Origin of the sequence: Streptomyces sp. NL15-2K (assembly GCF_030551255.1) — a bacterium.
Classification (GTDB): Bacteria; Actinomycetota; Actinomycetes; order Streptomycetales; family Streptomycetaceae; genus Streptomyces.
In genome coordinates, this window is the sequence record NZ_CP130630.1 from 4,090,716 (window position 1) to 4,110,030 (window position 19,315).

The 19,315-nt window shown below is 68.0% G+C and carries 20 protein-coding genes and 3 pseudogenes; 22 read left to right on the top strand and 1 reads right to left on the bottom strand.

All coding sequences use genetic code 11. The features are described from left to right. Positions 1–337 precede the first annotated feature (337 nt). Positions 338–778, bottom strand: a complete 441-nt coding sequence (locus Q4V64_RS18030) for a MarR family transcriptional regulator (protein WP_253267147.1) — start codon at positions 776–778, stop codon at positions 338–340. Positions 779–928: 150 nt separating this feature from the next. On the opposite strand from Q4V64_RS18030, the gene Q4V64_RS18035 reads away from it, so the two are divergent. From Q4V64_RS18035 to gvpJ, 22 genes and pseudogenes are all read left to right on the top strand, one after another. Next, on the top strand, positions 929–1,999 hold the full coding sequence (locus Q4V64_RS18035; RefSeq protein ID WP_124442106.1) for a substrate-binding domain-containing protein: 1,071 nt from the start codon (positions 929–931) through the stop codon (positions 1,997–1,999). A 721-nt stretch (positions 2,000–2,720) separates the two neighbouring features. Further along, positions 2,721–4,259 carry a tubulin-like doman-containing protein gene (locus tag Q4V64_RS18045; RefSeq protein ID WP_124442105.1) on the top strand — a complete coding sequence of 513 codons (1,539 nt, stop codon included), beginning with the start codon at positions 2,721–2,723 and terminating at the stop codon, positions 4,257–4,259. A 25-nt stretch (positions 4,260–4,284) separates the two neighbouring features. After that, complete coding sequence (locus Q4V64_RS18050; protein WP_124442104.1) at positions 4,285–4,584, top strand: hypothetical protein; 300 nt, start codon at positions 4,285–4,287, stop codon at positions 4,582–4,584. A gap of 33 nt (positions 4,585–4,617) precedes the next feature. Beyond that, entirely contained in the window at positions 4,618–6,273 is a 1,656-nt protein-coding gene (locus tag Q4V64_RS18055; RefSeq protein ID WP_124442103.1) for a tubulin-like doman-containing protein, read from the top strand. Positions 6,274–6,338: 65 nt separating this feature from the next. Continuing rightward, positions 6,339–6,818, top strand: a complete 480-nt coding sequence (locus Q4V64_RS18060) for a sigma factor-like helix-turn-helix DNA-binding protein (RefSeq protein ID WP_124442102.1) — start codon at positions 6,339–6,341, stop codon at positions 6,816–6,818. 11 nt (positions 6,819–6,829) lie between these two features. Further along, a complete protein-coding gene (locus Q4V64_RS18065) occupies positions 6,830–7,129 on the top strand; it encodes a hypothetical protein (RefSeq protein WP_124442101.1) in 300 nt (99 codons plus the stop codon). 108 nt (positions 7,130–7,237) lie between these two features. Continuing rightward, positions 7,238–7,567 carry a hypothetical protein gene (locus Q4V64_RS18070; RefSeq protein ID WP_124442100.1) on the top strand — a complete coding sequence of 110 codons (330 nt, stop codon included), beginning with the start codon at positions 7,238–7,240 and terminating at the stop codon, positions 7,565–7,567. 135 nt (positions 7,568–7,702) lie between these two features. Next, positions 7,703–7,873 (top strand): hypothetical protein, encoded by a 171-nt coding sequence (locus Q4V64_RS18075; protein WP_172629353.1) that lies wholly within the window; start codon positions 7,703–7,705, stop codon positions 7,871–7,873. 32 nt (positions 7,874–7,905) lie between these two features. After that, a complete protein-coding gene (locus Q4V64_RS18080; protein ID WP_124442099.1) occupies positions 7,906–8,265 on the top strand; it encodes a nitrile hydratase accessory protein in 360 nt (119 codons plus the stop codon). A 1-nt stretch (position 8,266) separates the two neighbouring features. After that, positions 8,267–8,512, top strand: coding sequence for a CbtB-domain containing protein (locus tag Q4V64_RS18085; protein ID WP_124442098.1), 246 nt, complete (start codon positions 8,267–8,269; stop codon positions 8,510–8,512). Between the two features lie 16 nt (positions 8,513–8,528). Beyond that, the gene (locus Q4V64_RS18090) at positions 8,529–9,287 is read left to right on the top strand and encodes a CbtA family protein (protein WP_253267146.1); all 759 of its coding nucleotides are present in this window, start codon (positions 8,529–8,531) and stop codon (positions 9,285–9,287) included. 20 nt (positions 9,288–9,307) lie between these two features. Next, positions 9,308–9,646: a hypothetical protein gene (locus tag Q4V64_RS18095; RefSeq protein WP_303710502.1), complete on the top strand. Its 339-nt coding sequence runs from the start codon at positions 9,308–9,310 to the stop codon at positions 9,644–9,646. Next, positions 9,616–10,094: pseudogene (locus Q4V64_RS18100) on the top strand (HoxN/HupN/NixA family nickel/cobalt transporter); the annotation flags it as partial. The gene Q4V64_RS18095 and the pseudogene Q4V64_RS18100, both read left to right, overlap by 31 nt. A gap of 248 nt (positions 10,095–10,342) precedes the next feature. Continuing rightward, positions 10,343–10,543: pseudogene (locus Q4V64_RS18105) on the top strand (hypothetical protein); the annotation flags it as partial. Between the two features lie 473 nt (positions 10,544–11,016). Continuing rightward, positions 11,017–12,048, top strand: a complete 1,032-nt coding sequence (locus Q4V64_RS18110; protein WP_253267145.1) for a mannosyltransferase family protein — start codon at positions 11,017–11,019, stop codon at positions 12,046–12,048. A gap of 245 nt (positions 12,049–12,293) precedes the next feature. Further along, a complete protein-coding gene (locus Q4V64_RS18115; RefSeq protein ID WP_124442094.1) occupies positions 12,294–13,352 on the top strand; it encodes a LacI family DNA-binding transcriptional regulator in 1,059 nt (352 codons plus the stop codon). Continuing rightward, positions 13,349–14,893, top strand: coding sequence for a sugar ABC transporter ATP-binding protein (locus Q4V64_RS18120; protein WP_124442093.1), 1,545 nt, complete (start codon positions 13,349–13,351; stop codon positions 14,891–14,893). The genes Q4V64_RS18115 and Q4V64_RS18120 overlap by 4 nt, the downstream gene beginning before the upstream one ends. Beyond that, a complete protein-coding gene (locus Q4V64_RS18125; protein WP_124442092.1) occupies positions 14,883–16,832 on the top strand; it encodes a substrate-binding domain-containing protein in 1,950 nt (649 codons plus the stop codon). Before Q4V64_RS18120 ends, Q4V64_RS18125 begins: the two co-directional genes overlap by 11 nt. 103 nt (positions 16,833–16,935) lie before the next feature. Beyond that, complete coding sequence (locus Q4V64_RS18130) at positions 16,936–17,838, top strand: ribokinase (RefSeq protein ID WP_124442091.1); 903 nt, start codon at positions 16,936–16,938, stop codon at positions 17,836–17,838. Continuing rightward, on the top strand, positions 17,835–18,224 hold the full coding sequence (gene rbsD / locus Q4V64_RS18135; protein WP_124442090.1) for a D-ribose pyranase: 390 nt from the start codon (positions 17,835–17,837) through the stop codon (positions 18,222–18,224). The genes Q4V64_RS18130 and rbsD overlap by 4 nt, the downstream gene beginning before the upstream one ends. Positions 18,225–18,496: 272 nt before the next feature. Beyond that, positions 18,497–18,811, top strand: a pseudogene (locus Q4V64_RS18140) (gas vesicle protein); the annotation flags it as partial. A gap of 34 nt (positions 18,812–18,845) precedes the next feature. Next, positions 18,846–19,307, top strand: a complete 462-nt coding sequence (gvpJ, locus tag Q4V64_RS18145) for a gas vesicle protein GvpJ (RefSeq protein ID WP_172629352.1) — start codon at positions 18,846–18,848, stop codon at positions 19,305–19,307. Positions 19,308–19,315: the final 8 nt, after the last annotated feature.

Below are 19,315 nucleotides of genomic sequence, written 5' to 3' on the forward strand. Positions count from 1 at the left end.
TTGGCGCCGGTCAGCCCGGCTTTCGTATGGCGGGCGCAGGTGGCCTCGGCAGCCGGAGGCGTGGCGGGAGGACTGCGAGGGCGGCGCAGCTCGGTGGAAAGGGTTCCGCAGGAGGCGTGACGGTGGCCCGCCGAGGCGGTCCGCAGTGGCCCTCCCGGACTGTGTCCTGCCTGCGGAGGGCTCGGGCAGGGTGATCCTGCACCTCGCTCGGCTCAGGCGGGCAAGTACGAGCCGGAGGCACCGCGCGGGCTGCTCGGCGCTCTCGGTTTCGGACGGCGTGGCCATGACGCGGAGGTTGAAGCCGCCCACCGGCACATGTCACCGCCAAGGCTTGGCGTCAGGCTGAGGGAAGACGATCTATCAGCGCACCGAGCAGCGCAAAGAGGTCGTCGGCATCGCCCGCTCCGAGTTGGTCGACAATCCGGGCCTCTTCGTTGCTCACGGCAACCTCGAGCTCGCGGAACAGTTGCCTGCCGCGAGCGGACAGGAAGACGAGGACCCGCCGGCGGTCCGCGTGGTCAGCGTGTCGGTAAACGAGGGCTCGGTCCGCCAGCTTGTCGACTTGCTTCGTCAGGGTTGGGCGCGGAACGAGCGCATAGCTGGCGATTTCAGACATAGCATGACCCGCGCCGTCGGACAGGCAGCACAGCACACGCCATTGTTCGATCGTGACACCGGCAGGCTGGAGCACTTGCTGGATCCGGTACTCCACCTGCCAGCCGGCCCTGCTCAGCCGGTCGGTCAGTCGGGTCTGGGGCGATGTCGTCAGGTCGTCCACGCGTCTACCGTTCCTCATCCTGTCGCTAGTTCCCACGATAGTCTACTTGGAAACATTTTCGAAACGAAGTATCGTTAGATTGTCCGAATCTCAGCGTCGTCGGCAAGATTGTCCGAATCCCAGCGTCGCGGCCTGGCGCCCAGGAGGTTGATGGTGACCGTTGGTGTGCTGGACGTGGCTCTTGTCATCCCTTTGAGTAGTCCGGCCGGCCTGTTCGGGCCTTCCGCCGAGTTGTGCGGGCAGCTTGCGGCCGAGGAGATCAACAGGCACGGTGGCCTGCTCGGCAGGGAACTGCGGCTCCGCATCGTGGACGGGGGGCAGGCGCCGGGCAGGGTCGCGGCCGAGGTGGACTCTTTGGTCTCCCGAGGGTCGGTGCAGGCCGTGGTGGGCTGGCACATATCTGCCGTCCGCCGACAGGTTGCGCCGCGAACGGTGGGCCGAGTGCCGTACATCTACACATCGCTCTACGAGGGCAGCGAGCGGACGCCAGGCGTGTTCCTCACCGGCGAGACACCGGCCCAGCAGGTGTTGCCGGCGATGCGATGGATGGCGAGCGAGCTGGGAATCCGGAGCTGGTGCGTGGTCGGGGCCGACTACGTGTGGCCCAGGGCATCTGCGGCTGCCGCTCGCCTTTACGCCACCCAGTGCGGAGTGGAGATCCGGGACGAGGTTTTCGTCCCGCTGGGAACAGAGGAGTTCGGCCCGGTTCTTCGCCGGGTGGAGAGAAGTCGGGCGCAAGGTGTGCTCATGTTCCTCGTGGGATCGGACGCGGCGCGGTTCAACCGGGAGTTCACCCAAATGCGGCTGGACGATCTGTGCGTGCGCCTCAGTCCGCTGATGGACGAGAACATGTTGATGGCCACCGGTTCTGCGAACGCCCGCGAACTGTATTCGGCCGCCGGCTACTTCAAGTCGCTGACCACAGCAAGCTCCCTCGATTTCCAGCGGATGTATGTGCGGAGGTTCGGATTGGACGCGCCTGTTCTGAACTCGCCAGGGGAGTCATGCTACGAGGGTGTCCTCCTGCTGTCCCGCCTCATGGAGCGCGCACGCAGCCTCGATGTCAGGTCCGTGTGCAACAGCGCGCAGGCGGTGGGCTACGACGGCCCGCGTGGCTCCGTGAGCCTTCAGGGCAACCACCTTCGGCAGCGCGTCTACATCGCTCGTGCGGACGGGTTGGAGTTCGATGTGCTCGACGAGCTGCGGGAAGCAGCCAACTGATGATGTGAATCCTGATAGGCGGTCGGCGACGAAGTTCATGGCGACAGACCGCACTTGCGCGCCGCCCTGGAACGACGGCAGCTCGACTACATGCTGGCGGTCTCCAGCATCCACCGCCTGCCCACCCCGGCTGGGGGGTGGCTCCGGCGAGCCCGCGTCTCCCGCTGTCGCGTGCCCGGGAAGGGTTGACAGTTACTTCCGACAGGAATAGTGTCAAACGAAAGCGTTAACGGACCGGCATGGGAGTGGCGATGCGGCACGGAGACGGCAGCAGCGACGATGCGGTCGGCGTGGCGGTTGTGAACCACAAGATGCCGCGTCTTCACACCCGTGCAAAGGTTCGCGACAACTGCCCGCGCACCGCTGACGTGATCGTGGGATCCAGCGGGGCTCTCCGGCATGGCAGCACACGATGAACTCCGCTTGATCCGGGACGCCCGGGCGAACTGACAGTCGCAGAACGGGTGACTGACCCGAGGCAGCTCAGCGCCAGGTCGAATCCCTGACCCGCTCCACTATCGGCACTGCCGAGTCTCCGATCGAGGGCACCCCGCATCAGGCCGACAACGGCGAGGTGCCGGCCGACAAGGCGCGCGCTTCGCACTGACTGCGGTGGCGTGCGGCCTCAGCGACTCCGCATGAACCACAGATCTGCCAACGCATCGGCGGTGCGCCGGCACCGGCATCGGATTCCCGCAACACTTGACAGGAGCAGTGTCCCATGGCTGACGAACATGACCACGACCATGACCACGGGTCCGATCTCGCACGTGTCGAAGCCCTGAAGAACGAGGGCGTGCATCGGGCAGGCGAGCACGAGGGCCCGTTCTCATTGCACGTCGTGGGGTTGGGTGGAGCAGGTGCGGGGATCATCACCGCACTGCTCGAAAACCGGCCTACCGACTTCCTTGCCCACGAGGCAACTAGATTCACTGCACTTGCCGTCGACATAGGCCACGATGCGGACCTCGCGAAGGTGCGCGCTGCGGCGACCGACCTGCCCGACGATCGGGCGCAGGTCCGCACGGTCGAGATCCCGGCGCCCACAAAAAAGGAATTGAGCACCTCTCTCAACCGGTATCGCGAGTTCCTGAAGATGGAGTACCCGCGGTATTACTGGAACCCCAACTACGAGCCGTGGCTCCCCTCGGCCGTCGAGATCGCAGGTCCCGGCGAGCATTTCTCCCGCGCTGTCGCCAAAGCCATCTACGGCGCCGCGTACTACCAGAACCGGGAGATCATTCGGGAACTCGACGCCTTCGCGGAGAGCGTCAACGCGAGTGAAACCACCCCCATCGTGGTCATCGCCTTCAGCCTCGCAGGCGGGGTCGGCAGTGGGATCGTGGTGGAGCTGGCACGCCACCTGTCGACAGTCAAGCTGGGACGGCGACCGTGGGTCGTCGGCATCGGGGTCATGCCCTGCGACGGAGACCCGGCCGGACTGGACGACGGCTCGCTGTTCCCGGTCATCAACGAGCTCGACTGCATGATCGACAATGAGAAGAACGCCGGCGTCATGGCGGTCTGGGGAGATCTGTACAAGAACCCCTTCACCGGCGGATTCTTCGCCGTTCCGCAGAACGACGTGTACCAGCTGACCGGCGACCTCGCCGCGACGCACAGATACGTCGACGAAGGAATCGGCAACTTCTTGGTCCGTGATGGATCCGTACATCTCTACGAGACCCTCAAGGCCCTGAACTGGTTGGCGGTACCTGGCGACCAGTGGCATCCCGCCATTCGCGGCCAGCAGGGTGACCGATGGCTGAACCTGCTGTCCGTGCGCAAGCTCGACGACGTGGACACCGCCCCTACGTTTGGGCTGGTCAGCGGCTTCCACACCGAGTACGCCGAGGTGCGCGTGTTCGGACCCAAGAAGGAGACGACGAAAGTCGCCAAAGCGGTCGTCGCAGAGATCGCCGAGATTGCGGCAACCCCACTCGAGCCAACGGTGCTCACCTTCGACACGAAGGACGACCCGATGGTGAGCGTGGTTCTCCCGCGAGCGTCCAAGTTGGACCTCGCGAGCTTCGTTCCGGCTCGGGACACATACGACACGCTCGAATGGGAGGACAAGCTGCTCATGCACTCGTGGTTGCTTGACCTCGGCGTCATGCTCTGTGAACCATCCATCCGATTTGACGGAATGGGCGGGGAATGCATCTGGGGCTGCGCATGCTGGGTCGTCGTCCCGCACGCCGCGATCCGCGGGGAGCGGATCGAGCCTCCCATCTCCATTGCGGCCCCGACCGCATCATGAGCCACGAGTGACGAGGAGCGTTCCGATGCCTTTGGACTGGGCCGAAGTCGTCAAGCGGTACGAAAACGGAGCCGAGCTTCCGTCCATGCCGGGAGCGCGAACGCTGCAGGTGACCGGTGCGGACGAAGAATTCATCTACGTCTCGCACCGACTATGGACCGACAAGCTGACGCGAGCCTATATCGAGAAGGCCGTGGCTCTCCTTGAAAGTGGCCGGATGACGCGCAACTACGGCGACATCATCGACTATTACCGCACCTACATCGCGGATGAGCGGCCGACCACTGCGGCGACCGTCCTGAAGGATCTCGGATACGTGGAATAGGCGCAAATTGCGCCAAGGAAGGGAAGAGCTGTCATGGGTTTGTCGATGTACCACAGCGCGACCGGAAATCAGTCGCCGCACTGCATTCACGCCATCGGTATCGGTAAGACCGGCGCCTACATGGTCGAGGCACTTCTCCGCACCGGCGAGATCGAGGACATGCTCGAAGACCCCCGCGCGCGGTTCACGGGTCTTGCCATCGACATCGGCGAGCAGGACATGCACGAGCTCGACGAGTACGCGAGCGGATTCAACGAGCGCCTCGACGATCGTGGAATCCCGCGCGAGCGCGCCCAGGTCCGCACGGTGGCCCTTGATGTACCGGATCGGCGGGACCTGCAGACCAGTCTGAACCGCTGGCGCGAGTTCCTGAAAATGGAGTATCCGCGCTACTACTGGAACCCCAACTACGAGCCCTGGCTGCCTGCCGACCTTGAGCTGCCGGAGGCCGGCGAATCCTTCCCCCGAGCGGTAGCCAAGGCCATCTACGGGCATTACTACTACGGCGGCGAGCGGACGCTGGAGAAAGAGCTGGACGACTTCGTCGCCAGCATCAATGCCACCAAGCTGCCCTCCATCGTGCTGGTGTTCTTCTCCATGGCCGGGGGCACCGGCAGCGGCATGGTGGTGGACCTCGCCCGGCACCTGTCCAATGTCAAGCTCGGCCGCCGTATCCCGGTGGTGGGGGTCGCGGCACTGCCGTTCTCCGGCGACGAGGAGCACGCCGGCGGCAAAGCCGCGCTCTACCCGACGATCAACGAGTTCGACTGCATGCTCGACGACAAGAAGAACGACGGTGTGATGGCGGTCTGGGGCGACCTGTACAAGAACCCCTTCACCGGCGGGTTCCTGGTCCTGCCCCAGGAGCATTCGTGGCAGCGGCTCGGTCAGTACACAAAGACCGGTCAGCCGGCGATCCGCGATGCGCTCCGCAAGGGCGTGACGAGGAAGTTCGTCGACGATTCGTTCTGCCGGTTCATCGTGCAGGACTATGGACGCCTGCTGTTCAAGATGCTGCGCCCGGCCGGCTTTACCGGCGCACCACATGAGCGCAACATCAGTGGCGACCGGACATGGACGGTGTTCGACGTCGCAAAGTTCACGCACCCCGGTGTGGAGGTGCTCCCTGGCGAGCCGAGGAGCAAGTGGCGCGAAGTCGTCTCCAAGTGGATCCGCTACGTTCCGCAGTGGTCCGGCCTCAAGGAGGGCTTCAAGACCGACTACATCGAGGCCCACACGGTCGCGCCGCGAGAGCTCTGGAACGACACTCTGCAGAGCACGCTCGAAGAAACCCTTCGCGGATATCTGCTGCCCGAGGAGGACTCGACCCTGAACACCTCCACGGGCGAGTTCTTCGATGAGCTGACGGCCTACTCGAACATCGTCATCCCCGGCGTCGCGAAGACCGACCTCACGGCGTTCTACGAGGCCAGAGACGCCTACGACCAGATCGAGGACTGGGAGGAGAAGCTGCTCATGCACTCCTGGATCCTCGACCTGGGCGTCATCCTCAGCGAACAGTCGATCCGGTTCGACGGCATGGCCGGCGAGTGCATCTGGGGCTGCGCATGCTGGGTCGTGGTTCCCCACGAGGCGATCCGGGGCGACGCGCCATCGTCCGCGAACCTGACGGTCGTGCAGCAGGAGCACATCGCACCGATGGTCAAGACCGTGGTGCCGACGCCGTAGAGGCGGGGCTGCGGTGGGGCCGGCAGGCACGGCTCATGCGCCTGTCGGCCCCCAAGGAGCGTGCGATGGATGAGATGGCGGCGCTGGATCCGGAGTACCGGACGTGGCTGGAACGCGTCAGGGCGACCTACGAAGCGGTCGGCTTCACGTGTGGCTGTCGCCTCGGCGATCGGGAGCTCGGCAACCGGGTGAGCGCTGCCGTCGTCGCCGCGCTGGTGTCAAGGCCGAGGGTCTTCCGCTACCAGGGGCTGCCGTTCTCCGGGCGGATCGCCGCCCTTGCGGAGGACCTGTTGGTGCAGGCGCGCGAAGGCAGGCTCCCATCGGGCCCCGGCTGGCCCGACCTGCATGCCGCACTCCTTCGGGTACCTGCTGATGTCCAGGACGTCTTCGTGCAGTCCTGCGTGCATGGCAGGGACACCGAGCAGATCGCGGCCACCCTCGGCTGCGACCCGAAGACCGCGAAGGCCCGGTGCGCCGGCGCCCTCAGGATCATGCGTGGCATCGGCGGCGTGGCCGGGGCCGCGACCGCAGAGACAGAACGTTAAAGGAGCCACCCATGCCTCTGGACTGGGCGGAAGTCACCAAGCGTTACGCGGGCGGAGCCAAGATTCCCACGGTTGCGGGGGGCCGTTCGTTCGAGGTCGCCGGTGTGGACGACGAGGCGGTGTACATTCGCACCCCGCTGTGGTCCGACGCCCTCCGGCGCGAACACCTCGAGAAGGCCGTCGACCAGCTCGATCAGGGTGGGCTGTCCCGCCGCGCCGGGCAGTTCGTCGAGCTCTACCGCACCGAGGTCGCCGATGTCCGCCCGACCTCCGTGGCGCACGTACTCAAAGACCTCGGTTTTCTCGAATGAGGCTCGCCACGATGGTGATCGATCAGGGCATCCCCTTCGACTGAACAGTGCTGAGCCATCACCGCAGTACGTCGTGGGGCACAAGGCGGCCGAGCCGGAGGAGCGGCAGTGAAGAACCTCGACTGGAATGTGGTGCGAGCCCACTACGCAACACGGACGACGGTGCGGCCGCTGACCGGCCAGTCGACGTTGGCCGTGGTTCATGTCGATGACGAAAAGGTCTGTTTCAGGCAGCGACTGTGGCGCGACTGCGTCACAAGGCGGGCAATTGAGACGGCGATGACTCTGCTGGACGGCCGAGAGTTGCCGGTGAAGGCGATTGAGTTCGCCGAGGAACTGAGGATCCACTACTCGAACGGACCGACCGTGGTCACGGGGTGCTCGCGCATTCCCAACCTGTCGGCTGTGGTGCTGAAGGACCTGGGGTACCTCTGCTGACTGCTCCAGGCGCACGGCGAGCAACCGTCAAAGGTTGCACCTGACCCCGATACCGGCGCGCGGTCGGTGGACCGGCCAGCCAGGAGACCGGCCACGGCAGCGCACAAGTTTCATCCGCTGGAAAGGATGCCACCGATGTCCCTGCCCGAAGACTGCTCACGATCCCCCACGTCCCCACGTCCCGTGCCGTCGCCACCCCCGGCCGTCCCGGTGGCTGATGCGGCGTCGTGGATCCCACGCTTGCGCGGGCAACGACTGCGCGTCGGCGTCCTGTTCGCCGCCATCGCCGGGCTGCCCGCCGCCTGAGCCGCACCCGGACACCAGAGAAGGGGAATCCCATGGAGGCCACCGCCACCACCGCGCCCCTGCACGAAACCTGCGTCACGGAGATGAACGCACCCACCTTCGACGCCGACTGGCAGCGCCGGGCGTTCGGCGTCGCCGTCGTCCTGTCGGAGTTCGGCCACTACCCCTGGGACGCGTTCCAGCAGCAACTCATCGCCGCCATCGGCGCATGGGAGGCCGCCCCCGCGACCGAGCAGGGCAGCCGGCAGTACTACGAGCACTGGCTCGCGGCGCTCGAACGCGTACTGGTCGATCACGATCTGGTCGCCGACGACGAGATGCGTGCCCTGGAACCAAGACACTGGCCCGTCGCCCTCCGTACCAGGGCGAGTGAACCCCGAGAAGGAGCATGAAATGTCGAACATCCTCCCCCTGTCCACCGCAGAAGCCGGCGCGTCGTCCGGTCTGGTCGTCCGTCCGCTGCGCGACGGGCTGATCGTCGTGGCCGTGGTGGCTCTCGCGCTGGTCGCGCTGGTCGCCGTCTTCCTGGACCAAGGGCAGTTGCTGTCCCCGGCGCTGGGCCAGATCGCCGAAAAGGCCAACTACATCCACGAGTTCGCTCACGATGGCCGGCACCTGCTCGGTGCTCCGTGCCACTGACGAAGGCGGTCATCCGATGACTTCTGTCCTGTCCCTGCTCGGTCGTGGTGCTGTGGCTGGTGCCGCGGCCGGGCTGCTGAGCGGTGGCTTCTCGTACCTGCTGGTCGAGCCGGTGATCGATCGCGCGGTGGATTTGCAGGCGGTCCACCAGGCCGCCGAGCACACAACGGCGTCGGCCGAGATCTTCTCCCGTTCCACCCAGCACATCGGGCTGATCGTCTCCGCCACAGCTGTCGGGTTGGCCCTCGGCGCCCTGTTCGGCGTTGTCTACGCCTTCGTCCATCGGCGTGACCCGGGCACTGCGGCGTGGACGCGCTCGCAGCATCTGGCCGCGGCGGCGTTCACGGGGATCTGGCTGCTGCCGTTCCTGCGCTACCCGGCCAACCCGCCCGGCGTCGGTGACCCCGGCACGATCGACCAGCGCACCGACTTCTGGCTGGCGGCCCTCGGCATCAGCCTGATCGCCGTAGTCCTGGCCTGGAACATCCATCGCCGCCTCGCCGTACGCAGCGCCGGGGCCCCTGCGCGGCAACTCGCCGTCGCCGGGATCCTCATCGCCGCGGTGGCGGCGCTGTTCGCACTTCCCGCCAATCCGGACGCCGTCACGGTGCCCGCGAAGCTGCTGTGGGAGTTCCGGCTCTGGTCGGTCGCCACCTCGGTGCTCCTGTGGGGCACACTCGGCCTCGTCTTCGGTCTGCTCGGCCAACGCGCCGGGCACCTGGGCGGTGCCGCGGGACCGGCCGTCACCGCTCCGGCCGCCGGGGCACTTGTCTGACCGGGGCAGCGAGTTCGTCGATGGCGGCGACGCTTGGTCAGGTCGCCGCCATCGCGCCGCACTGGGGCACCGCTGCCCATGACGTCGCCACGTGCAGCCTCCCCGACCATCCCCGGGCCGCCGGGCAGGCCCGCGAATACGTCCGCAAGCACCTGGTCGCATGGGGACTGGACGACCTGATCCTCACCAGCGAACTCCTGGCCAGCGAGCTGGTCGGTAACGCCGTCCGACATGGCAAGGGCCCTTTGAGCCTGCGCCTTCTGCACAGTGGGTCACTGATCTGCGAGGTGTACGACGCCAGCCTGACCACGCCCCGCATCCGCCGAGCGGCTTCGACACAGCCACCGAGGTCACCCTGATGATGATGGCCGGTTCCGGCGCCCGCCGCCGGCCTGCCCTTTGTACGCCGTGCTGTGCCTGCCGCTGCTGTTCGCCGCCGGGATGACCCTGTTCGACACTCTCGACGGCGCCTTCATGGCCGTGGCCTACCGGTGGGCATTCGCCAACCCCACCCGGAAGATCTACTACAACCTGACCATCACCGGCCTGTCCGTCGCCGTCGCGCTCGTCATCGGCACCATCTCACTCGTCGGGGTCCTGCACGACAAGCTCGACCTGCGGGACGGCGTCACCGGCTGGATCGCCGGGTTCGACCTCGGCAACGTGGGCTACATCATCGTCGGCCTCTTCATCGCCGTCTGGGCGGCGGCCCTGTCCTACTGGCACCTCGCCAAGGTCGAACACCGCTGGGCGGTGCCGGCACCGGCACCGGCGGCATCAGCGGTCTCAGCGATCGACGTCGAATAGCCGCCAGGTGGCCCGACCGAGCCGCCGCGCGACCGACCCGGGCACGACTGATGCTGACGGTTCGCTCTTCCTGTTCAGCGAGTGGTCGCTGGTCACTGTGCCGTAATGCGGCTTCGGCGGCGGTAAGGCCATAGGCGGCGAACTGCTTGTCCATATGGCGTGGGACGCGGGCGAGTGAGTCGGCGAACATCCGTAGATGGCCGGGGAGACGTCCGAGAGCCGGTGCACAGCCCCCGTGGCTGGCCGCTTGGGTCTCCCCGGTCCGTCCCCGCCGCGAACACGACACCACCTGCGCCCGCACCCACGGCCTGATCGCCGCCCTCAACCGGCCGGCCGTCACCCTGGACATCCCGACCCGGTCAAAAAGATCCACGGCGTCGCCGAACCCCGGCAGCATCTCCCGGATCGCCCGCGTCGCCCTCGTCCTGCTCGAGCTGGAACACGGCCGCTACACCTTGAACGAAGATCACAAACCGTCACGAGACGTTACCGAGAAGGGTTCAGCAACTGGAAGGAGACCTGCCCTTCACAATCAATGCACAATTGAAACTCATAACTTTACACTTCAAGTAATAAATTCGCGCCCTTCTCTCGGCTTCCCCGTGAGAGGCTGCAAGGGCTCACCGAGAGAGCGTACTCAACATTTTCCGGTGAATTCGAAGTACTAGATCAGCGCATTCCGAAGCAAGAAACGTGAACCCCCCACATGTCTTCACACCCCTGCCTCGCAAAACAGAAAAAACCGAGCGGAAGTGCCGTTCCGCCACCGCGGACCGAGCCGGACGACACGCCACCGCCGACCCCGCCCCCACCGCCGGTACCGCCGTACCGGGAACGGTGGCGCCGGATCGCTCGCGCGTCGCGCTTCCCCTTCGCCGTCTATGGAGCCGCACTCCTGCTGCACCTCGTGATGCTGGCCGCGATGAACCCGCCGGGCGGCCCGGGGATCCGCGACCGGCTGCTGTCGTGGGACGGCCAGTGGTTCCTGGACATCGCGCGCAACGGCTACCCCCAGGAGTTCTCCTTCACGGCGGACGGTCTCAGCGGCGGCCCCCTGGCCTTCTTCCCGGCCTACCCGTTCCTGGTCCGCACCGTTCACACCCTGACCGGACTCGGCTACGAGTCCGCCGCGCTCGTCACCTCCCATGTCGCCCTGCTGGCCGGGCTCCTGTGCGTCCACCAGCTCCTGCTCCGCCTGTACGACCGGCGGACCGCGCGTATCACGACCGTCCTGGTGGCCTGCGCCCAGCCGATGGCGCTGGTGTTCTTCATGGCCTACAGCGAGTCTCTCTTCCTCGCCCTGGCGGCCGGTGCGCTGCTGGCGCTCCACCGGAAGGCCTGGCTGACAGCGGGCGTGCTCACGCTGTTCGCCGGCCTGACCCGGCCCGTCGCCGTCGCCTTGATCGCGGCCCTGGGGGTCGCCGTCGTCCTGCACCTGCGGCGGGAACGCCGCATCACCTGGCGCCCGCCGACCGCCCTGCTGCTGTCCTACTGCGGCATACCCGCGTACCTGGGATGGGTGGGTCTGCGCACCGGGCAGTCCGATGCCTGGTTCAAGATCCAGGAGGCGGGTTGGAGCACCCGCTGGGACAACGGCAGTGCCTTCACCGCATTCCTCGTGAAGACCCTCTCGGAGGGCGACGGCTGGGTCCCCGTCAGCACGGCCCTGCTGATCCTCGCCCTCGTGGCCGCCACCGTGGTCGCCTGGTCCGACGAGATCTGGCCACCCCTGATGGTCTACGGCACCGCCGTCCTGATCACCACGCTCGGGCAGAGCAATTACTACCACGCCAAGCTGCGCCTGCTGATTCCCGCGCTGGTCTTCGTCATTCCCGTCGCCCGCGCCCTCGCCCGCGTCCGCACGCGAACCGCCGTCATCACGCTGGCCGTCGCCGCGCTATTCGGATCCTGGTATGGCGCTTACATGCTCACCGTGTGGGGCTACGCCATTTAGCACGCCATTCGCCATTTAGCACGCCTTCAGAAAGAGTCACCGTCGGCCGCAGAATTCACATGGCCGCCATCCCGTCAGGTCGCGGCGGATGGCGGCCCGCAGACCGCTCATCTGAGCGCGGTTCATCACGATCCGGTCTCGGCATGCCGTTCGGGTCTTGAACAACCCGCATGTAATCGATTCCAATCCTCCGTACACGTCGATGTAATCGATTCCATGACGATCCACGAGGAGGTGGAACGGCGATGGCGAGCATCAAGGACGTCGCCACCGAGGCGGGGGTCTCCGTCGCCACGGTGTCGCGCGTGCTCAACGACCACCCGTCGGTCAGCGCGGACGCACGCACGCGCGTGCTGGCCGCCGTCGAGACGCTGGGCTACCGCCCGAACGCCGTCGCCCGTTCCCTGCGCACCGACCAGACCCACACCCTCGGCCTGGTCATCAGCGACGTGATGAACCCGTACTTCACGGAGCTGGCCCGCTCCGTCGAGGAGGAGGCCCGCGCGCTGGGCTACAGCGTCATCATCGGCAACGCCGACGAGCGGCCCGAGTTGCAGGACCACCACGTACGGAACCTGCTGGACCGCCGTATCGACGGCCTCCTCGTCTCCCCCACCGACGGCGGCTCGCCGCTGATGCTGGACGCCGCGCGCGGGGGGACGCCGATGGTGTTCGTCGACCGGTGGATCCCGGGCATGGACGTGCCGGTCGTACGGGCGGACGGGCGGGCCGCCGTGCGGGACCTCGTCGCCCATCTGCACGGGCTGGGACACAGGCGGCTCGCGATCATCGCCGGACCCGCGGCCACCACCACCGGCAGCGAGCGCGTCGAGGCCTTCCGAGAGGCCCTGGCCGAGTACGGCATCCCCCTCCCCGACGCCTACACGGGCCAGGGCGACTTCCAGGCCGAGAGCGGGCGGCGGGTCACCGAGGGCTTCCTCGACCTGCCCGAGCCGCCCGAGGTCGTGTTCGCGGCCGACAACCTGATGGCACTGGGTGCGCTGGACGCCGTACGCGCGCGTGGGATGCGTGTTCCGGACGACATCGCCCTGGCCGCCTTCGACGACATCCCGTGGTTCGTGCACACCGACCCGCCGATCACCGCGATCGCCCAGCCCACGGGCGAGTTGGGGCGCGCCGCCGTGCGCGCGCTGGTCGACCGCATCGAGGGACGGCCTCCCGAGTCCGTCACCCTCCCCGCCCGTCTCGTCGTACGCCGCTCGTGCGGCGAGCCGGCCCTTCAAGAGCAGCCCGCGCATCAAGAGCAGCCCGCACAGTCCCCCGTACGAAGGAGCAAGCCGTGAGCAACCAGGACGAGTTGCTGCGCATCGAGGGCATACGGAAGGTCTTCCCTGGCGTCGTCGCGCTCGACGGCGTCGACTTCGACCTGCGCCGGGGCGAGGTGCATGTGCTCCTCGGTGAGAACGGCGCCGGCAAGAGCACCCTCATCAAAATGCTCTCCGGCGCCTACACGCCCGACGCCGGCCGGATCCTGGTCGGCGGCGAGGAGGTGCGCATCCACGGTGCGCAGGACTCCGAGCGCCTCGGGATCGCCACCATCTACCAGGAGTTCAACCTCGTTCCCGATCTGACGGTCGCCGAGAACATCTTCCTGGGGCGGCAGCCGCGCCGCCTCGGCATGATCGACCGGAAGCGGATGGAGGCCGATGCCGCCGTCCTCCTGGAGCGGGTCGGCGTGAAGGTGTCTCCACGCGCGCGTGTGCGGGAACTCGGCATCGCCCGCCTGCAGATGGTGGAGATCGCCAAGGCGCTGAGCCTGAACACACGCGTGCTGATCATGGACGAGCCGACCGCGGTGCTCACCTCCGAGGAGGTGGAGAAGCTCTTCGCGATCGTGCGCAAGCTGCGCGAGGACGGCGTCGGGATCGTCTTCATCACCCATCACCTGGAGGAGATCGCCGCCCTGGGAGACCGGGTCACGGTCATCCGCGACGGCAGGAGCGTCGGCCAGGTCCCCGCGACCACGCCCGAGGACGAGCTCGTACGGCTGATGGTGGGGCGGTCCATCGAGCAGCAGTACCCGCGGGAACGGGCCGACGCGGGGGCCGCGTTGCTCACCGTCGAGGGACTGACCCGGGACGGCGTCTTCCACGACGTCACCTTCGAGGTGCACGCGGGCGAGGTCGTCGGCATCGCGGGGCTCGTCGGGGCCGGTCGTACGGAGGTCGTGCGGGCCGTGTTCGGGGCGGATCCGTACGACAAGGGGGCCGTCAAGGTCTCCGGCGCGTCGGTCCCCCGGTACGACGTCAACGCGGCGATGACCGCGGGCATCGGCCTGGTACCCGAGGACCGCAAGGGCCAGGGGCTGGTACTGGACGCCTCCGTCGAGGAGAACCTCGGGCTGGTGACCATGCGCGCCGCGACCCGAGCCGGTCTCGTCGACCTCAAGGGCCAGCGCGAGTCGGCCGCGCGGATCGCCGAGCAGCTGGGCGTGCGGATGGCCGGACTCGGCCAGCACGTGCGGACCCTCTCCGGGGGCAACCAGCAGAAGGTCGTCATCGGCAAGTGGCTGCTCGCGGACACCAAGGTGCTGATTCTCGACGAGCCGACGCGCGGTATCGACGTCGGCGCCAAGGTCGAGATCTACCAGCTGATCAACGAACTGACGGCCGCCGGCGCCGCCGTCCTGATGATCTCCAGCGATCTGCCCGAGGTGCTCGGCATGAGCGACCGGGTGCTGGTGATGGCGCAGGGCCGGATCGCGGGCGAGCTGTCCGCCGACGAGGCCACGCAGGACACGGTCATGGCACTCGCGGTAAGCAACCCCACTGAAGCGGTAAGCACCCCCACCACCACTGAACTGGAGGCCGGCCGTGGCCGCTGACACGCTCAAGAGCACATCGGGCGCCGGTGGCGCCGCGGCGGTCCGCCGTCTGCTCCTCGACAACGGCGCGCTGACCGCGCTGATCGTCCTCGTCGTCGCCATGTCGGCGCTGTCCGGGGACTTCCTGACCACCGACAACCTCCTGAACGTGGGCGTCCAGGCGGCCGTGACCGCCATCCTCGCCTTCGGCGTGACCTTCGTGATCGTCTCGGCGGGCATCGACCTGTCGGTCGGCTCGGTGGCGGCCCTGTCCGCCACGGTCCTCGCCTGGAGCGCCACTTCGCACGGCGTCCCGGTCGTCATAGCGGTCCTCCTGGCCGTCGCCACCGGTATCGCGGCCGGCCTGGTCAACGGCTTCCTCATCGCCTACGGCAAGCTGCCGCCGTTCATCGCGACGCTCGCCATGCTGTCGGTGGCCCGCGGTCTGTCGCTGGTGATCTCCGAGGGCTCGCCGATCGCCTTCCCCGACTCCGTCTCGCACCTCGGGGACACGCTCGGCGGCTGGCTGCCGGTGCCGGTGCTCGTGATGGTCGTGATGGGTCTGATCGCCGCGTTCGTGCTCGGCCGGACATACATCGGCCGCTCCATGTACGCGATCGGCGGCAACGAGGAGGCCGCCCGGCTGTCCGGCCTGCGGGTGAAGAAGCAGAAGCTCGCCATCTACGCCCTGTCCGGCGTGTTCGCCGCCGCCGCGGGCGTCGTGCTCGCTTCCCGGCTGTCCTCGGCGCAGCCGCAGGCGGCCGACGGCTACGAGCTGGACGCGATCGCCGCGGTCGTCATCGGCGGCGCTTCCCTCGCGGGCGGCACCGGCAAGGCGTCCGGCACGCTGATCGGCGCGCTGATCCTGGCGGTGCTGAGGAACGGGCTCAACCTCCTTTCGGTGTCCGCCTTCTGGCAGCAGGTCGTCATCGGTGTCGTGATCGCGCTGGCGGTGCTGCTCGACACCCTGCGCCGCAAGGCAGGGGCGACCCCGCTGACCGCGGGCATGTCGGGCGGGGGCAAGGGCAAGCAGGCGACGACGTACGCGCTGGCGGCGGTGGTCACCGTGGCCATCGTCGGTGCGACCTCCTTCCTGCACAACGGCTCCTCGTCCGCTTCGACGCCGAAGGTCGGTCTGTCCCTGTCCACCCTCAACAACCCCTTCTTCGTGCAGATCCGCGCGGGCGCCCAGGCCGAGGCGAGGAAGCAGGGCGTGGACCTGACCGTCACGGACGCGCAGAACGACGCCTCCCAGCAGGCCAACCAGCTGCAGAACTTCACCAGTTCGGGCTTCGGCGCGATCATCGTCAACCCGGTGGACTCGGACGCGGCGGGCCCGTCGGTACGGGCCGCCGACAAGGCGAAGATCCCGGTCATCGCCGTCGACCGGGTCGTCAACAAGGCCACCACGGACACGCTGGTCGCCTCCGACAACGTCGCGGGCGGTGAACTCGCCGCCAAGACGATCGCGGACAGGCTCGGCGGCAAGGGCAAGATCGTGATCCTCCAGGGCCAGGCGGGCACCTCCGCCGCCCGCGAGCGCGCCGAGGGCTTCGCCAACGGCCTGAAGGCCTACCCGGGCATCCAGGTCGTGGCCCAGCAGCCGGCCGACTTCGACCGCACCAAGGGCCTCGACGTGATGTCGAACCTGCTCCAGGCCCACCCGGACGTCCAGGGCGTCATCGCCGCCAACGACGAGATGGCCCTCGGCGCGATCAAGGCGCTGGGCTCCAAGGCCGGCAAGTCGGTCTCCGTGGTCGGCTTCGACGGCACGCCGGACGGCCTGAACGCGGTCAAGGACGGCACGCTGTACGCGTCCGTGGCGCAGCAGCCGACCCAGCTGGGGAAGATCGCCGTGGACAACGCGCTGAAGGCGCTCCAGGGCAAGAAGGTCGAGCAGACGGTGAAGGTGCCGGTGAAGGTGGTCACGGAGGCGAACGTGGCCGGGTTCAGCGGCTGACATCGGGGAACGGGCGGGCGGTCGCTTCGGCCGTCCGCCCCAAGGCATCTATTCGGCCTATGGCATCTATGCGGCCTAAGGCATCTATGCGGGGAGTCATCTCATGTACGACTACGACCTCCTGGTCGTAGGGTCGGCCAACGCCGACCTGGTGATCGGTGTCGAGCGCCGGCCGGAGGCCGGGGAGACCGTGCTCGGCTCCGACCTGGCCGTCCACCCGGGCGGCAAGGGCGCGAACCAGGCGGTCGCGGCCGCCCGGCTCGGGGCCCGTACGGCCCTGCTGGCCCGGGTCGGCGACGACGGCCACGGCCGGCTGCTGCTCGACTCGCAGCGGGCGGCCGGCGTGGACACGGTGGGCGTGCTGGTCGGCGGGGCGCCGACCGGGGTCGCGCTGATCACCGTGGACCCGTCGGGGGACAACAGCATCGTGGTCTCGCCGGGCGCGAACGGCCGGCTCAGGCCCGAGGACGTGCGAGCGGCGGGCAGTCTCTTCCACGCCTCCCGCGTCGTCTCGGCGCAGTTGGAGATTCCGCTGGAGACGGTCGTGGAGGTCGTACGGAGCCTGACGCCGGGCAGCCGCTTCGTGCTGAACCCGTCGCCGCCCCGGCCCCTCCCCTCGGAGGTCCTGGCGGCCTGCGACCCGCTGATCGTCAACGAGCACGAGGCGAAGGTCATCCTGGGCGAGGCGCGGGTGGGCGAGGAGCCCGAGGACTGGGCGCGCGTCCTGCTCGCGCGCGGGCCGCGCTCGGTGGTGGTGACGCTGGGCGCGGAGGGCGCCCTGGTGGCCTCGACGGAGGGTGTGACCCGGGTCCCGTCCGTGCGGGTGGAGGCCGTGGACACGACGGGCGCGGGCGACGCGTTCACCGCGGCGCTGGCGTGGCGGCTGGGGGCGGGCTCGTCCCTGGCGGAGGCGGCGGCGTACGCGGCCCGGGTCGGGGCGGCGGCCGTCACGAAGCAGGGCGCGCAGGACTCCTTCCCCACGGCGGCGGAGGTCGACGCCCCGTGAAGAAGGCCGGGATCCTGAACCGTCATCTGTCCGGAGCCCTCGCCGAGTTGGGCCACGGAGACGGGGTGCTGGTGTGCGACGCCGGCATGCCGATACCCGACGGCCCGCGGGTCGTGGACCTCGCCTTCCGGGCCGGGGTGCCGTCCTTCGCCGAGGTACTGGACGGTCTGCTGACCGAGCTGGTGGTGGAGGGCGCGATGGCGGCGGAGGAGATACGGCACGCCAATCCGGCGGCGTCGAGCGTGCTGTCCGCTCACTTTCCCGACCTGGGCCTCGTCCCGCACAAGAGGCTCAAGGAGTTGTCGGGGGGCGCGCGTCTGGTCGTACGCACCGGGGAAGCGCGGCCGTACGCGAATGTGCTGCTGAGGTGCGGGGTGTTCTTCTGAGTGTTCTTCTGCGTGTCCTTCTGAACCGGAAATGACCCGGACAGGCTTCGAGGGAGCCCGGCGCATCGGCCGGGCTCCCTCGGCTTTTCCCTCCCCGTCAGAACCCCCGCGATCCCCCCAGATCCCCCTCCGAGAAGTCCTGATGCCAAGTACGACCCGCGGGGTGGAGGAAGGGTTGCACGGTCTCCGCGGATTTTTTCCGACTGGCGCTCACGACGGAGTGGGTCGACGATTGGTATAGGGCAAGAAGGTGATTTGTCACGACTGATGGTGAGCAGAAGAAGGCACGCGGCTCGTCGGGGAACACGTCCGCCGGGGAACGGGTGTCTGCCTCCGAGGCCACGAAGAGCGCGATTGAGCAGCTCACCGAACTGCTGGGACGGGCTCCCGAGACGGTTTCCGCGCTGAGGCCGACCGAGCAGGGCTGGGAGGCCGAGGTCGAGGTCCTGGAGCTGGAGCGCGTCCCGGAGACGAGCAGCGTGATGGCCAGCTACCAGATCGTTCTGGATCCCGCGGGCAGGCTCATGGCGTACGAGCGCGGACGCCGGTACACGCGCGCACAAGTCGACAGAGACAGCCGCCGCTGAGTGCGGCTGCCCTCAGCAGGAAGGGAAGAACATCGTGACTGTGGTGCCGCAGGGCGACGGCGGCGCCGTAGCAGGCGCCGGGGGTGGCGGGTCGGGGAGCCTCTACGACGTGCTGGAACTCGTCCTCGACCGGGGGTTGGTCATCGACGTGTTCGCACGGGTGTCCCTGGTGGGCATCGAGATCGCGAAGGTGGACGCCCGCGTCGTCGTCGCCAGCGTCGACACGTATCTGCGCTTCGCGGAGGCGGCCAACCGGCTGGACCTGGAGGCAGGCCGCAAGGCCCCCGCGCAGCTGTCGGACATCGTCCAGGGCACTGTCGAGTCGGGCGCCCGGGGAAAGAGCAAGGGAGCACTGACCGGCGCGGTCGAGGCGGTCACCGAGTCGCTCCAGAAGGGGCGGGGGGACGACCGTGAGCGCGAGCCCAGGCGGGAGAAGCAACACGAGCACACCGACCGCGGCTCCGGCCGCCGTTCCTCGAGGGACCGGGAGGAGTGAGCGAGCCG